Source organism: Chryseomicrobium sp. FSL W7-1435 (genome assembly GCF_038595005.1).
In the GTDB taxonomy this organism is placed as follows: Bacteria; Bacillota; Bacilli; order Bacillales_A; family Planococcaceae; genus Chryseomicrobium.
In genome coordinates this window covers 234,149-249,538 of sequence record NZ_CP151997.1, presented here as the reverse complement: position 1 = coordinate 249,538, position 15,390 = coordinate 234,149, and the positions used below count along the sequence as shown (strand labels likewise).

General features: G+C 43.4%; 16 protein-coding genes and 1 riboswitch. Of the genes, 10 read left to right on the top strand and 6 right to left on the bottom strand.

All coding sequences use genetic code 11. From position 1 onward, the window contains the following. Nucleotides 1–33 precede the first annotated feature (33 nt). The 3 genes from MKY84_RS01365 to MKY84_RS01355 form a co-directional block, all read right to left on the bottom strand. The gene (locus tag MKY84_RS01365) at nt 34–450 is read right to left on the bottom strand and encodes a hypothetical protein (protein WP_342527263.1); all 417 of its coding nucleotides are present in this window, start codon (nt 448–450) and stop codon (nt 34–36) included. Between the two features lie 314 nt (nt 451–764). Beyond that, nucleotides 765–965, bottom strand: coding sequence for a cold-shock protein (locus MKY84_RS01360; protein ID WP_342527261.1), 201 nt, complete (start codon nt 963–965; stop codon nt 765–767). Between the two features lie 225 nt (nt 966–1,190). Then, a complete protein-coding gene (locus MKY84_RS01355) occupies nt 1,191–2,516 on the bottom strand; it encodes an alkaline phosphatase (RefSeq protein WP_342527259.1) in 1,326 nt (441 codons plus the stop codon). A gap of 357 nt (nt 2,517–2,873) precedes the next feature. On the opposite strand from MKY84_RS01355, the gene MKY84_RS01350 reads away from it, so the two are divergent. The 8 genes from MKY84_RS01350 to MKY84_RS01315 all read left to right on the top strand — a co-directional run bounded on the left by MKY84_RS01350 (nt 2,874) and on the right by MKY84_RS01315 (nt 9,106). After that, nucleotides 2,874–3,047, top strand: a complete 174-nt coding sequence (locus tag MKY84_RS01350; RefSeq protein WP_342527258.1) for a hypothetical protein — start codon at nt 2,874–2,876, stop codon at nt 3,045–3,047. Between the two features lie 162 nt (nt 3,048–3,209). Next, nucleotides 3,210–3,695 (top strand): peptide-methionine (S)-S-oxide reductase, encoded by a 486-nt coding sequence (locus MKY84_RS01345; protein WP_342527257.1) that lies wholly within the window; start codon nt 3,210–3,212, stop codon nt 3,693–3,695. 261 nt (nt 3,696–3,956) lie between these two features. Then, nucleotides 3,957–4,059, top strand: a riboswitch (SAM riboswitch). 94 nt (nt 4,060–4,153) lie between these two features. Next, nucleotides 4,154–5,179 (top strand): ATP-binding cassette domain-containing protein, encoded by a 1,026-nt coding sequence (locus tag MKY84_RS01340; protein WP_342527256.1) that lies wholly within the window; start codon nt 4,154–4,156, stop codon nt 5,177–5,179. Further along, the gene (locus tag MKY84_RS01335) at nt 5,169–5,831 is read left to right on the top strand and encodes a methionine ABC transporter permease (protein ID WP_342527255.1); all 663 of its coding nucleotides are present in this window, start codon (nt 5,169–5,171) and stop codon (nt 5,829–5,831) included. The genes MKY84_RS01340 and MKY84_RS01335 overlap by 11 nt, the downstream gene beginning before the upstream one ends. A gap of 12 nt (nt 5,832–5,843) precedes the next feature. Then, nucleotides 5,844–6,722, top strand: coding sequence for a MetQ/NlpA family ABC transporter substrate-binding protein (locus tag MKY84_RS01330; protein ID WP_342527254.1), 879 nt, complete (start codon nt 5,844–5,846; stop codon nt 6,720–6,722). 147 nt (nt 6,723–6,869) lie between these two features. After that, entirely contained in the window at nt 6,870–7,847 is a 978-nt protein-coding gene (locus tag MKY84_RS01325; RefSeq protein ID WP_342527253.1) for a zinc-binding dehydrogenase, read from the top strand. A 115-nt stretch (nt 7,848–7,962) separates the two neighbouring features. After that, entirely contained in the window at nt 7,963–8,523 is a 561-nt protein-coding gene (locus MKY84_RS01320) for a DUF4256 domain-containing protein (protein ID WP_342527251.1), read from the top strand. A gap of 25 nt (nt 8,524–8,548) precedes the next feature. Next, a complete protein-coding gene (locus MKY84_RS01315; RefSeq protein WP_342527249.1) occupies nt 8,549–9,106 on the top strand; it encodes a hypothetical protein in 558 nt (185 codons plus the stop codon). Between the two features lie 48 nt (nt 9,107–9,154). Here MKY84_RS01315 and MKY84_RS01310 read toward each other — a convergent pair whose 3' ends face one another. Both MKY84_RS01310 and MKY84_RS01305 read right to left on the bottom strand, forming a co-directional pair. Then, entirely contained in the window at nt 9,155–10,789 is a 1,635-nt protein-coding gene (locus MKY84_RS01310) for a thiamine pyrophosphate-binding protein (RefSeq protein ID WP_342527248.1), read from the bottom strand. Between the two features lie 2 nt (nt 10,790–10,791). Further along, nucleotides 10,792–13,578 (bottom strand): EAL domain-containing protein, encoded by a 2,787-nt coding sequence (locus MKY84_RS01305; RefSeq protein ID WP_342527246.1) that lies wholly within the window; start codon nt 13,576–13,578, stop codon nt 10,792–10,794. Between the two features lie 342 nt (nt 13,579–13,920). Here MKY84_RS01305 and MKY84_RS01300 point away from each other — a divergent pair, with 342 nt between their 5' ends. Beyond that, on the top strand, nt 13,921–14,184 hold the full coding sequence (locus tag MKY84_RS01300) for a hypothetical protein (RefSeq protein ID WP_342527245.1): 264 nt from the start codon (nt 13,921–13,923) through the stop codon (nt 14,182–14,184). Between the two features lie 37 nt (nt 14,185–14,221). On the opposite strand, the gene MKY84_RS01295 is transcribed toward MKY84_RS01300, so the two are convergent. Then, nucleotides 14,222–14,665 (bottom strand): MarR family transcriptional regulator, encoded by a 444-nt coding sequence (locus MKY84_RS01295; protein ID WP_342527243.1) that lies wholly within the window; start codon nt 14,663–14,665, stop codon nt 14,222–14,224. Between the two features lie 103 nt (nt 14,666–14,768). On the opposite strand from MKY84_RS01295, the gene MKY84_RS01290 reads away from it, so the two are divergent. Next, complete coding sequence (locus tag MKY84_RS01290) at nt 14,769–15,185, top strand: Ohr family peroxiredoxin (protein ID WP_342527241.1); 417 nt, start codon at nt 14,769–14,771, stop codon at nt 15,183–15,185. Nucleotides 15,186–15,390 lie beyond the last annotated feature (205 nt).

Below are 15,390 nucleotides of genomic sequence, written 5' to 3'. Positions count from 1 at the left end.
GCCTCACTCAATAATGAGAGGGGCTAAGATTGTTTAATAATTGAAGCGAACTAAAGTTTTTTCAGCAAATCGAATTTCGCTTACTTTACATTCAGTCATACGGATGGAAAGTTCACTCTCCCGACGTTCGGATTCTTCACCCAGCCAACAGCTATAGAGTTCAAAATAGTCTCCTGATGAAACATAAGACTCCGTAATCTTAAGCAATTTATTTAACTTTATTAGACACTCAGCTTGGTTTTCAAGTGATTGTCCCTCGTAAATTTCAATTCCCCAATGGGAAGAAATTTCATAGGCATAAGTTGTAGAGAATTGATTTTTTAGGACAGCTTCTTGATTAGTTTCATCAGAAAAACAGCGTCCAATCCAGAAATCTGAATCATAATGATCCGGATTTTCCTCTTCAGTAGGAATCTTTTGATTCGTCCCGATGTATGTAGCTAGACTCATTAATGGAATCCTCCTAATATCAGCCTTATTGCGGTGTATAGGGTCCTAGTTTATCAGAAAACAATCAAAAGAGAAGATTTTTTTATGAGGGGGATGGCAGGTGCCGGAGGAATTGGATTTGATTCTGACATTAGCTCGGCTGATTCTGACATTAGCGGCTTCCATTCTGACGTTAACTTTTTCCATTCTGACGTTAGCGGTCACCACTCTTACATTCCTGCTATTATGGAAACTCATTTGTACCTTACATTCCGAAAATCACACACAAAAACAAAAAAGGCACCCCAGCTGGGATGCCTTTTCGTATCATAAAATTAAAGTTTTACGATGTTTGTAGCTTGTGGTCCACGTTGGCCGTCTTCGATAGAGAACTCAACTTTTTGACCTTCGTCAAGTGATTTGAATCCGTCACCTTGGATAGCTGAGAAGTGAGCGAATACGTCTGCTCCGCCTTCAACTTCGATGAAACCGAAACCTTTTTCTGCGTTAAACCATTTTACTGTACCTTGTGTCATATAAATGACCTCCATTATAAATTATTAATAAGATCATTTTTCTGCAATAAAAAAATTCACGTATTACAAAAAGTACGGAAATAATACACAGATACTTTTTGTAATAGGTGAATTAAATGTGTTGTACTTCATGAACTTATTAAACCTAGTATACAACACAAAATCTGGTTTGTCTACTAAAACAAAAACAACCCCACAAAAGTGAGGCTGCTCTAGGTACGAAACTTAATTGCCGAACTTTATTTTCATTGCTTTCGCCATATGTTTTGGAATATCTGTGTTGTCCAAAAGACCTGTGAACAAGTCAGATTGAGGGCCATATGCGTAGATTGGAAGATCCGTCCCGGTGTGTGCACCTGTTGTCCAGCCGATCAACGCGCGGTCGCTGACAACTGTGTTGATAGCACGTGCAGGATTTTCGGCAGAAGCAATGGCTTCAATTTCTTCAGCGGTTAAATCAAACCCTGTGTGCGCTTCTACGACTTCCTCCACATTGTTACGCGTTTCATTTAACTGAGCAGCCATAAAGTCACCAGTAGCTGTAACGTCATGAAGTACTTCCGTTTTTACATCGTACACACTGTTCGAACCAACGGACATGCCGCCTGTTTCATGATCCCCTGCAACGACGACAAGTGTATTGCCATCTTTTTTCGCAAATTCAAGAGCAGCAGCAACAGCTTCATCGAATGCTTGGGAGTCTGTCATCGCCCAAGCTGCATCATGTGCATGACCCGCCCAGTCAATTTGTGAGCCTTCTATCATTAAGAAGAAACCGTCTTTGTCTTTTTTCAATGCTTGGATTGCGACATCCGTCATCTCGGCCAGACTTGGCTGATGCGTTTCACCGCGCTCCAGTTCAGGAGCCATTGCGTCGTCTGCAAATAAACCGAGTAGTTTTCCACTCTTCGCTTTTAGTAACTCTTCACGAGAGGTCACATACTCATAGCCATCATTCTGAGCAGCTTCCACTAAGTTTCCGGCAGGTTGTTTACCACCTTCTTCTAGTGAAACGAAGTAGTCACGGCCTCCTCCGAGGAGCACGTCCACATCGTTCTCAAAATATTGCGGGGCAATCGACGATTCATCGCCGCGTGATGCGACACTTGCGCCGAACACAGCTGGCGTCGCGTGTGTGATTGTAGAAGTGGCAACTAGTCCTGTAGATTTCTTCGCAGCTTCTGCCGCATCTAAGATAGAGTCGACTTCTTTGCCATCGGGTGTAACACCGACCATCCCGTTATTCGTTTTTACACCTGTTGCCATCGCCGTCCCAGCAGCAGCTGAGTCCGTCACTTCTGTATCTGCTGAATAGGTTTTGATTAGACCTTTTACATACGGATCAAAAGAAGAGTCTTCGCCTTTGAACCAACGGTAGTTCGTTGCATAGGCGGCACTGTAGCCGTCAGGAATCATATAAATTACATTTTTGACTTTCCCATTATGAGCGTTATCATTCCGTGCTTCTGCGTGATCCATTGTCACATTGACACTGATCCCGGATACGACAAGTCCTCCCACCAAAGCGGCTGTTACAAGCTGTTTTTTCATACACATTTCCTCCTTTTGTTTGGTACACGGCAACGATATCAACTGAATGTAAAGGAAATGTGACGTCAATGTAAAAGCTTACGTAACACAGGGAAAATCGGTTTTTAGTCATAGGAAACCTGAAAACCATTTAATTTTTTGTAGCTATTTGGACCGTTCCGTTTGCAGTCATTTTGACGGATGTTCCGTTATCGAGTTCGACTTCGAGGGGAAAGACTCTAGATGGTTTGTCAGAAAAATACCAATTTGAAAGTGGAAGATACTGCTGCAACTTACGTTCATTTAAGCACAAAATATGAGATAATAAAGTATACTTAAATTAAGCAAATTCATTTTATTGAATTGGAGGGAAAATGTTTGACTAGACTATCTTTAGACTCAAAAGAATATCGTTTAGTAGAAAAGAGCCTTTCGTTAGAAGAGTTTAAAATCAATAAACAAATTGCTTTGAGAGCTATAGAAGCAGTTAATACGAATCAAAGGTTAACTTCCAATTTGATTAAGGCTGTAATTAGAGATGGAAAAGTATAATTTTGGTTCTGATGAATCTTATTTGCTACTTTATTGAGATAAGCAACATCAGACTCAACAGAACTTAAAAGGATTTTTTTAAATACACTTCATCTACAGACCTGAATTGATTTCGATCGATTTCGGTCTTTATTTAATTTTAAGTACAAGGGGAGATTTTGCATGCAGACGATTTATTTAGCAGGGGGATGCCTATGGGGCGTGCAGGCATTTGTGAAGACGTTGCCAGGGATTGTCTCGACTGAAGCGGGAAGAGCAAATGGAACTTCTCAAACGTTAGACGGGGAATATGACGGATATGCGGAATGTGTAAAAACGACTTTTCATCCAGATGTGGTATCTGTCGACGAGTTGATGGGCTATCTTTTTGAAATCATCGATCCATACAGTATCAACAAACAAGGAGAAGACGTCGGGGAGAAGTATCGAACTGGGGTGTATAGTATAGACCCAAAACATGTAGAGCAGGCCAAGGCGTTCATCAAGAAACGTGAAGATGAGGACCGAATTGCTGTAGAAGTTCTGCCGCTTACCAATTATGTACGAAGTGCAGAAGAACACCAAGACCGTCTTGCTCGCTGTCCGGATGATTACTGCCATATCCCACAGCAATTGCTTACAAAATACAAATCAAACGTGCTTACATGAGACGAGCCTCCTTTCTGTATTTAGAAAGGAAGCTTTTTTTATTGGATAGCTTGTTCATTTCTAGGAAATCAAAATAATGCTTTTTAAAGAATTTTTAATAAAACTAATAAAAAACTATCCGCGTCGTACCAACAAAGCAACCGCTTACATAGTCAGACTACTAAAAAAATTAGTAAAATTACTATTGACGAGAAAACTTTGATGCTTTAGACTGTGAAACAGTTAGCAAGACGAACTAAATTCAAAACTACATAGCACCAATTCTTATCACGAGAGACAGAGGGACAGGCCCTGTGAAGTCTCGGCAAAGCGCAAAAGCGTCAGTGCCAAATCCTGCAAGTGTCCATCACTTGAGAGATAAGAATGAGAGGCGTTTTTTCATGGCTTTCATTTCTTATGTTCTTAAGAGATGAAGGTCTTTTTTTATGCACTCTAGTCAGAAAGTAGGGAAGTCCACCATGATTACATTCCAAAACGTATCCAAGACATTCAAAGTCGGAAAGCGTGATGTGCACGCAGTTCAGAATGTCACACTCGATGTCCAAAAAGGCGACATCTTCGGCATCATCGGGTTTAGCGGAGCCGGAAAGAGTACGCTTCTTCGCTTAGTGAACCTTCTTGAAAAGCCAACAAGTGGTGTTATCAAAATCAATGACACCGACATCACATCGCTTAAAGCCAAACAACTTCGCTTGCAACGCCGACGTATCGGGATGATCTTCCAGAACTTTAATTTGTTCACTTCCCGCACTGTCGCAGGAAACGTAGCCTACCCGCTGAAGCTTGAGGGAACGCCGAAAGCGGAAATCACGCGGCGCACCAAAGAGTTGCTGGAATTCGTTGGCCTCTCAGATAAAGTAGATAACTACCCCGAGCAACTTTCGGGAGGACAGAAGCAGCGTGTTGGGATCGCTAGGGCTCTTGCGACGAACCCAGAGATTCTGATTTGTGACGAAGCCACTTCAGCACTTGATCCGGAAACGACGGAAGATATCTTGAAGCTTTTAAAGCGCGTCAATCAAGAGTTTGGCATCACCGTTCTCCTCATCACACACGAGATGAACGTCATCTCCACCATTTGTAACCGCGTTGCCATTATGGAGAATGGGCACGTCATCGAGCACGGCGAAGTATTCGATGTCTTCACAAACCCGTCACACCCGACAACAAAGCGTTTCATTCAATCGGTGAATAAAGACTTGCCCTCTCAAAGTCTATTGAAAGAATGGCACGCTGCTGGTGACCAGCATATCTACCAAGTCACCTTTACGGGAAGTGCCACGAGTCAGCCGCTGTTATCGAAGATCACCCAACAGCACAATGTGCATTTCAATGTTGTGTACGGAGCGGTTCGCGAGATTCAAAATCAGCTACTGGGCAATTTGGTAGTGTCCTTTAAAGGGGAGGTAGAAGACATTAAGAATGCCATTCAAGAACTTCAACAAGTCGTCGACATCAAGGAGGTGATTATCCATGAAAGTTGAGTGGAGTACATTTTACCAACGCATCATAGAAGCGACCGGCGAGACGATTATGATGGTCATCCTGACCCTCATCCTAGGCTCGATTTTAGGCGTTTTAGTCGGACTCGCACTATTCGTTTCCCGCCAGGGCAATATTTTAGAGAACCGCTTTTTATATGGCCTTCTCAACTTGCTGATAAACGTCATCCGACCGATTCCGTTCATCGTGTTCTTGGTTTTCTTAATGCCTGTAACGCGAATCGTGATGGGAACAACGATTGGGGTTGGAGCTGCCGTGTTCCCAATGGCCATCATGGCAACGTTCAGTGTGGCACGGATTGTTGAACAAAACTTGATGAGCATTGACCCTGGTGTAATTGAAGCAGCCAAAGCTATGGGAGCCAGCCCGTTCCAAATCGTCTTTACCGTTTTGATTCCGGAAGCGCTCGGACCTCTGATTCTAGGTCTGACGTTTGTGACAGTCAGCTTAATCGATTTCTCAGCAGTTGCTGGGTATGTCGGTGGTGGCGGTCTCGGTCATATTGCGATTACATACGGTTATCAGCGCTTCGATACGAGCGTCATGGTCGTGACAGTAATTATCTTGATTATTCTTGTGCAACTCGCCCAATGGCTTGGCAATACATTATCAAAAAAAATTATGAGACGATAGGAGACTACATTCATGAAACGACTTAAACTCGCAGCTCTTGCTGCAACTGCTGCTCTAACACTTGCAGCATGTAACTCAGCCGATGGTAACTCAGCAGCCGATGGTTCAGAAGAAACGATTAAAATTGGGGTAAATGGTGCAGACAGCCCGCAATGGCCAGTTATTGTGGAACTTGCGAAAGAAGAAGGTATTAATTTGGAAGTGGTGGAATTCACGGATTACATCATGCCAAATAAAGCACTTGCAGCTGGAGATATTGATTTGAACGCTTTCCAGACAATTTCATTCTTCTCGAACTTTGTTGCAGAGTCTGGTGAAGACCTAGCTCCTGTCGGTACAACAGTATTTGCGCCGCTTGGTGTGTATTCCGATAAAATCGAGTCACTAGATGAACTGCAAAAAGGTGATCAAGTGGCGATTCCAAATGATGCATCAACACTTCCACGCGCACTAAACCTTTTACAAGAAGCAGGTGTGATTGAACTGGCTGACGATTTTGGCATCACTGGGGACTTAGACAAAATCACGTCGAACCCATTAGAGCTTGAATTTGTCGCAATGGAACCACAACAGACGGCACGTGTTCTTCCGGACGTGGCCATTGCCCTCATCAACAATGGGGTTGCCGTGCAAGCAGGTCTGACGCCAGCTGATGACGCGGTTGTTTATGAAGATACAGAATCCGAGTCAATCGAGCCGTACATCAACATCATCGCATCTCGCGCAGATGAAGCTGACAATGAAAACTACTTGAAGATTGTTGAATTGTATCAACATCCTGAAGTAGAAGAGGCGATTAATAAAGAGTTCAAAGGTAGCATGTTCATCATCCGCAAGACGGCGGAAGAGACGCAAGCGATGTTTGAAAAAATGAACACGTATTTCCAATAAGGGCACCCACCCACTGCAGCTTTGACCCCCTTTGCTGCGGTGGGTTTTTTCAATCAAAAGTTAGAGAATCCTGAAAGGTTCAAATGGTTGTCACTGGACAAAGATAAGCGTATTCTTCCTATAGTAGAAACTCTGGGAGGGTTTTAGATGAAGGCATTACTATTGCGTGAAAAAGGCACTTGGCGTGAGATGCAAGTTGAGGAACTCGAAACCCCGACTGCAGGAACAGGCGAGGTACTGATTAAAGTACATGCGGCAGGACTCAACCCGGTTGATTACAAAACAGGGACAAACGGCAATCCGAACTGGACGTATCCGCACATTTTAGGATTAGATGCAGCAGGAACAATTGAGGCTCTTGGAGAGGGCGTGACAGATTGGGTGGTCGGGGATCGTGTATTGATGCACGGTAGTATGCACAAGCAGGGTGTCTTTGCAGAGTTTGCAGTGACGACAGCTCGTACGGTTTCACGTATTCCAGATTCAGTTTCGTTTGAGGAGGCAGCCGCGTTACCAACAGCTGCATACACTGCGTATCAAGCACTGTTCCGCAAGTTTCCAATGAATGTGATTGATACTTTGTTGATTCATGCAGGGGCAGGTGGTGTTGGCGGATTTGCGATTCAGTTTGCTAAGCAAGCAGGGAAGACTGTCTATTCAACAGCGTCTAAGCACAACCATGACTATGTGAAGTCTCTTGGTGCAGATGCCGTCATCGATTACCGGGAAGAAGATGTGAAAGCACGTGTCATGGAACTGACCGATGGACGTGGAGTCAATGCAGTTCTTGATACCGTCAATCGTGACAGTGCGACCCAGTCTCTTGACTTGATTGCCTACGGTGGCCACTTAGCACATATCGCAGGAGCACCAGACTATACACATATCACCCCATTTACACGCGTCATCTCGTATCATGAAGTGGCACTTGGGGCGAACCATATGCAGAACGATGAAATTGCTGAACAGGACTTAGCTCGAATCGGGGATGATGTTCTTCGCATGCTTGCTGCAGGGAAAATCAAATCACTTTTGGAACGAACTATCTCATTAGAAGAGATTCCACAAGCTTTAGAGGAACTTTCCGAGCGTCATGTGAAAGGCAAGATAGTTGCTAAATTTTAGAAAAGCAGCCGAATGGGGCTGCTTTTTTCTTTGTCTAAAAACAAAGAGCAACGAGCAGTTGAACCGCTGGAAGAACAAAGGTAAAGTTAAAGAAACAGATGGGAGGCAAAAGTAGATGGCAAACCACGAACTAACGCAAGATCAGCAGCAGGAACTTTTGGAGACACTGAAGACTCGTTTTGAGAAGAACCTAGAACGGCATGAAGGAATTGTGTGGGAAGACGTTGAGAAAAAGTTGACGGCAAATCCACAAGCACTCTGGTCACTTTCTGAAATGGAAGTGACGGGAGGAGAACCGGACGTCGTGCGACTAGATGCTGGAAAAGGGCAGTACCACTTCTATGATTGCGCAAAAGAAAGTCCAAAGGGTCGACGGAGCGTTTGTTTTGATCAAATAGCTCGTGAAGGTCGCAAGAAGTTTCCGCCAGTGACTTCAGCACTTGAAATGGCAGAACTCATGGGTGTCGAGCTGCTGACTGAAGAAGACTATCGCTATTTACAGACGCTCGGAGAATTTGATCTGAAAACATCAAGTTGGATTGCGACACCTTTTGAAATTCGTAAACTAGGCGGGGCATTGTTCGGGGACCGTCGTTACAACACTGTATTTGCCTATCACAACGGGGCCGATTCTTACTACGCTTCACGGGGATGGCGCGGGGTATTGAAAATTTAAGTGAAATAAGTGAAGGAGACCAACTATGAAAAAAGCACAACAGATGGACCAGTTGCTTGCTGGACAAGAAGTGACAGAAGAGACAGTGTTACACGCTGTGCATCAGGTGTTTGGTTTCGACTTAAACAAGGTACCATTTCTTAAACCTACACAACAGACCGCACGCGAAGTCATCCAAGCAAAACTAGCATCACAAGAAACACCCGTAACAGGCGCTGAGATCCGAAAGTTCATTAATGAACTTTTCGGGGTAAACTTAGAAGCACTGTCGGCTCTTGAAGGGGCAGGGCTCTCGCTTTACGCAAAAGAGCGATGGGTAATTGAGCAAGCTACCGATTATTTCGTTATCTATTCGGAAAATAGCGATCGTGTAGCACGTGTGTTTACAACATCCCATTATGCACAAAACATGGGCACATCTAGTGCGCCACCTGCGTTAACCCAAGCTCTGCACGTCATGGGTTACACATCTGACACAACAGACAGCAGCTTTTACTTCCAGAGTGAAGGGCCTTTACCGGATGCTTTCAAGGGCCAGACGATTAGTGCTGTACTGCAAAACATGCCGGAAGTATATAGCTAAACAAAAAGAAATCCCTGAACTCAACGAGTCAGGGATTTTTACATACACTTATTTTCCGAATGAAGACAAGAATTTCACGCGGTCACCCATAGGAGGTGTGCTGTTATCTTGCAAGTAGACCTCGAGTACAGCTGGTCCACCATGGCTTAGCAATTCCGCCACTTTATCTTGTGTAAACTCGGCCATCTCTGTCACGCGGTGACTTGGGATACCCATGGCAGAGGCCATAGCACTGATGTTGACTGGCTCTTGTTCGAACGAAGTGTGCGTACGTTTGAACTGCAAGTTGTGTCCGTGATACACCATACCTAGTCTTGCATTGTTCATGATAACAAATAGGATTGGTAAGTTATGTTCTTTTGCGGTCAACAATTCCATGCCGTGCATGAAGAAGCAGCCGTCACCCGTGATACAAACAACTGGACGATCTGGTTCTGCAAGCTTGGAACCGATAGCCGATCCAATGCCACTTCCCATAGCGCCAAAGTGAACGTTGATTTCATAGGTATGAGACTCTTTCACTTGGTGGTGATTGATCATGTAAGACATGAACTCTCCGATATCAATCGTGTAACGGGTAGATGCAGGAAGAGCCTCTTGAAGTGCGATCAAAACATTTTTCGTAGTATAGTCTTCTCCGCCAGTAGACGGTTGTTGTTTTTTTACGATGCTATCAGAAGCAGTATATTGCTTAGCCTTGATTGCTTCTACAAGTGCAGGAACGCTCAATGTGATATCACCAAGAAGCGCTTTGTCGACTTCGTATTTCCGGTTGAAGACTGAAGCATCAAAGTCCAGTTGTACTGTAAAACGGTTCTCCGTGATGGCTGCATTGTAGTTATTAGTAGCAGTCTCACCTAGGCTAGAACCAATGATCAATGCAACATTGTGGCTATCACTAGCAACTAGCTCAGAAGCCGCTTCATGTCCGGCAAATCCGTATACGCCAACAAGCAGTGGGTGATCCGTTGGAATATATCCTTTTGCCTGAGGAGTAGTAACAATCGGCCAGTTCAGTAGTTCTGCTAACTCTAAAAATGCCGGAACGGATCCACGAATACCTTGTCCTGCTAAGATGTAGCCAGTTTTTCGAGAAATTAGCTCGTCAGCGATAGTATCAATAACCGCTGCATCGGGCTCAATCAGCTTGCGTTTGGCAGGTGCAGGAAGAGTCGCATCCGGAACTTGCTGATGCTGTACATCAATCGGAAGCGCGATATGCACAGGGCCTGGAACGCCAGAGAGGGCAATTTCCACAGCTTTAGTAAGTTCACTCACAACATCTTTCACGTCGTTTATAGCTACACTGTACTTCGTGACTGGACGGAAGATTGGTGCGACATCAAGCTCTTGAGAAGCGTTCAGCCCAATTGTGCTCACTGGCACTGCTCCTGTAATAAAGAGAACAGGCAAATGTTCACGCATGGCGTTTGCGGCACCAGTCACCAAGTTCGTTGCACCAGGACCACTACATGCGATGGCGACGCTCAAATGATTTGTATATTTTGCATAGGCGGCAGCCATATAACCAGCGGCGCCTTCATGTTTCGTAACGATAGGTGTAATGTCATCCATCTGCGTCAACTCATCAAAAAATGCATTGACCGATCCAGCGGGAATACCAAAAATATGCTCGACCCCGTTGTGCTTCAAATAATCTAATACGATACGTGCTGCTTTCATTTTTAATTACTCCTCACTTCTGCGTATTTTGTGTAGATGGCATTCGGTGCTAATGGGCGACTGAAATAATAGCCTTGCATTAGCTTACAATCTTGCTTCAACAGATAATCGGCCTGCTCTTTCGTTTCCACACCCTCTGCGATTACTTCTAGGTTCAAGTTTTTCGCCAAAGTGATGATTGTGTTTGTAATAGCGGCATCATCCACTAGCATTTCATCTACAAAGGATTTATCAATTTTGAGTTTAGAAATCGGCAAGTTTTTCAAATAACCAAGTGATGAGTAGCCAGTGCCAAAGTCGTCGATAGCAATTTTAATGCCAAAGTCTTTTAACGCTTTCATCGTTTCCACCGTAAGCTTGGTATTTTTGACGATCAAGTTCTCAGTGAGCTCGAGCTCCAGGTATTCAGGAGCCAGCTCTATTTCTTGTAAGATTCCTGTGATGCTGGCAAATAAGTCGGTCTGTTCAAATTGATGGACAGATAAGTTTACAGATAAACTAGGTAGATGGAGTCCTTTTTCATGCCAGTCTTTTAGTTGTTTGCATGAATTCCGTAGCACCCACTCCCCAATCTGCACGATTAAGCCAGTTTCTTCGGCAAGCGGAATGAAACGGTCTGGGGGAATAAGGCCGTATTCTGGATGTTTCCAACGCAACAAGGCTTCCACACCAACTATTTCCTGAGTGCTGTAGTCAATTTGTGGTTGATAGTGAATGAATAGTTCTTCTTTTTCGATGGCACGGTATAAATCATTTTCGAGCTTGATCGATTCATACGAGCGAATATCCATCTCTTCACTAAAGAAGTGGAAGCTGGTACCCGGGCGTTCTTTAGATTTGTACATCGCTGTATCCGCATTTTTGATTAGAATTTCTGAAGTATCGCCATTTTCTGGGAATAGAGCAATGCCTATACTCGTTTTAATATACATTTCGTGTTCGTTGAGTTTAAACGAATCGACGAAAACTGCGTCGATGCACTTAATGACTTTTAAAATATCGCTGTCTTCTTTGACATTCGGTAAGAAAATCGTAAATTCGTCGCCACCTTGACGGGAAACTGTGGCTCCTTCTGGCACACAAGTCATCAGACGCTGCGCTACTTCTTTTAATAACAAATCACCGTAGCTGTGCCCGAGCGAATCATTCACAAGCTTGAAGCGGTCGAGGTCTAAAAACAGCACGGCTGCTTTTTCTCCATTTTTCTTCGCATACTTCAAGCCCTGCGTCAGACGATCCATCAATAAGACGCGGTTTGGTAGGTCAGTGAGGCTATCAAAATACGCATAGTATTTAATTTTCTCTTCTAACTGTTTGCGCTGTGTGATGTCTTTAAACGTCACAACTTCACCGACAGCCTTGTCATTTTCTTTGATGAAAGCCGAAACATACTCCACTGGAAAATGCGTGCAATCCTTGCGGTAAAACACTTTATAATCTTCAAAGTACGTATCGGAATAGGCAGAAAAATCGTCTGTCCGTTCCATGGCCTGCCCGTTCATAATGACATGCACAGATTTCCCAATCAGTTCATCCTCAGAATCATACCCAAGCATTTTTGCACCGGCAGGGTTACAGAATGTGATATTGCGGTGTAGATCTAAACCAAAGATTCCTTCACCTGCAGAGTTTAAGATAAGCGCTTTTTCACGGCTGAGATGCTGTAGCTCAGATACAACATCTTCAAGTTCCTTATTTTTCTCCAGAACTTCGGATGTGCGTTTTTCAATCAAAATTTCTTGTTTCTCCATGTAAAGCAAATGAGACAGAGCAGATGCCATCGTATCGATGATCGACTGGGTCAACTGTAGTTGCGTCTCAGTATAGGCAGGCGCTTTTTCTTCTAGCGTTACAACGGATATCTGACCGAGAACTTCGCCCATTGTAACGATGGGAAACATGACCATTCCGTAAATTCCAAAGTTGCGGCACAGCACATGGTTAGGCCGCGAATCTTGAAATACATCTGGGATGAAAATGTAGGATTTAGTACGTGTTACTTCTTGTACTAAGACGTCGTTGCTTTCATCAAAATTCATCTCGGCATGTGTTTCTAACCATTCTTCCTCTGTCCACTCACTGTCTTTGCTGAGCTTGGCTGGCGTGATGCGTTTTTTAGCGATAGGATCTAAAAGGTGAACGCCGATGTTTGGATTATCTAATACTTTTTGAATGTAAAAGAAACAGCTATCAAAGCATTCTTGTAGAGATGTATACATAGACATATCGCGAGAAACATCGAGTAGTAACTGCTTTTCATTGAGTAGTATTTCTTTTTTTGTAAGATTGGTAGCATTTTGGATGGCGACAGCTGCCATATTAACATAAGCTTCAACAGCTTGAATCTCATCGTCCGTTAAGTTCATAGGAATACCGTAGTCAAATAGGAACACGACGCCAAATAACTCTTGCTCAAATGAAATTGGCAGAGCCAGCAGTGACTTGATTTGAAACGCTTCAACAGCACGTGGATCTGGACGTGAGTCTTTGGACGTATCGGGGATGTAAATCGTTTTCTTTGTCTCGATGACTTCTTTAGCAAGCAAATCATAATCCGTGTCAATAACGTGCATATCTAATGTGCGGCCATTGATGATTTCGGGTTTCCCGACGTATCCTCGAAAGGTGCCATCTGGTTGGGGTAAATAAATACCGACTGAATCGCAGCGCATAATCTCTTCAGAAATAGCGAGTGTTACTTGCTCCATGACTTCACGCAAGTCGAGCTTCATGTTGATCATTTTGGTGATGTTGGCTAGACGAGAATACCTCGAGTGGTCTTGTGACATGTTACGAACCTCCTAAAAAGTATGGCATTAGCAAAATACGTAGGAACAGTACTTCAATTAGCGTTATGTAAAATGTGGGAACTAATCATATATATTCATAGTAACAGGTCTAGGCGAAATTATTGTAATATTATCTGAAAAAAAACTGGTTATTTTGTTGCACAAGGGTGGATTGGGACGATAAGGTCTAATTGACTAACGATAGTCCTAGGAAAATAAAAAAACGCAGCTTGATTAGTCCTGGTGAAAGTGAGAAATAATGAGTCTTTGAAAGTTACTAAATGGAAAAGAAGGGAAAATTGTTCTGTATGTAGAAAGAATAGAGAGAAGAGGGGGATTATGATGAAAGATATTCGTTTTGCAGCTACTTTGTTAGGGGTGGCAGTACTGATTGGCTCGTGTACAATTTCAAATTCTGTAAGTAATGACTATGTTAAAACCATAAATGATTTAAATAATAATGCGGCTAATGAAACTAATTTTGAGTTAACTGTGGACAACGGTTTTCTTTATATGACGGATACTGCTAGTGGGGAAGTTTGGAAAAAAACTGATGATGACAACAGTTCTTGGGTGCTCTTACCGTATCTGTATTCGGATGAATAGAGAAGCGCCTCGTCCCTGAACTTAAGGACGGAGGCGTTTAAAAAGTTGCTTCATTAACAAGTCCAAGCTTGGTAGAAAGATTCACGAGCATTTTCTGATAAGCAAAGTATTCTTGTTCAGTCAATCCTAGGATCGTGACGACTTTTTCGGGAATGTCTGCCGCTTTCTCCTCAAGCGAACGACCCGTAGCAGTCAATTGGATGACGAGTTGCCGTTCATCATGTGGGTTTCGTGCTTTTTCAAGGTAACCCTGTGAAATGAGTTTATTAATCAGTGGAGTAAGGGTACCTGAATCTAAGTGGAGACGAAGGCCGATGGTTTTTAATGAGACCTGGTCAGTTTCCCAAAGCACGAGCATGACAAGGTATTGAGGATAGGTCAGGTGTAAGGGCTCAAGCAAAGGTCGGTAGCGTTTCGTGATCTCTTTAGAAACTGCGTAGAACGGGAAGCAGAGCTGATTCGAGAGATGAAGAGCATCCATTTCAAATTCCTCCTTGTGCATATTCGTTGCAAGTTTATTTTAATTGTGTAAAATTAAATTGTATACTACTTAATTATAGCAGAAAATTTGAGGAGGAACTACTATGCAAAAATTATTTACATCTACAGCAACAGCTGTCGGAGGTCGTCAGGGTCGCGTGGCTTCAGAGAGCGGAACATATGATTTAAATTTAGGGATGCCAATGCCAGGAGTAGACATGACAGGGAAGACGACGCCAGAAGAATTATTCGCAGGTGCGTATTCTGCTTGTTTCGATTCAGCTCTTAACATCGTAGCGATGCAAAAGAAAGCGCAAGTAGCAGGTTCTGAAATCACTTCTCATGTTTCTTTAAACAAAGGTGAAGCGGGTTATGCCATTTCTGTAGAGATGATCATCACAATCCAAGGTGTCGATCAAGAAACTGCGGAAATGTTAGTAGAAGAAGCACACAAAATTTGCCCATTCTCAAATGCCATCCGCAACAACGTCGAGGTTGATTTTACAGTGAAAACAGCTTAATAAAGAGATGAAATGCCGAGCAAGGGATGTCCCTTGCTCGGTTTTTTTGCGTTGACTGCGAAGGTATAGTTTCCATGAACGTTGGTTATTTGTGCTGTCCTTCTAACATAACGTGCAGGATAATAGAGGAAAATAGCCAATTCACTAGTATATAGTCTGCAGTTTGCACTGAAAATTCTACAACTTAGTCATGCCAAGTGACATG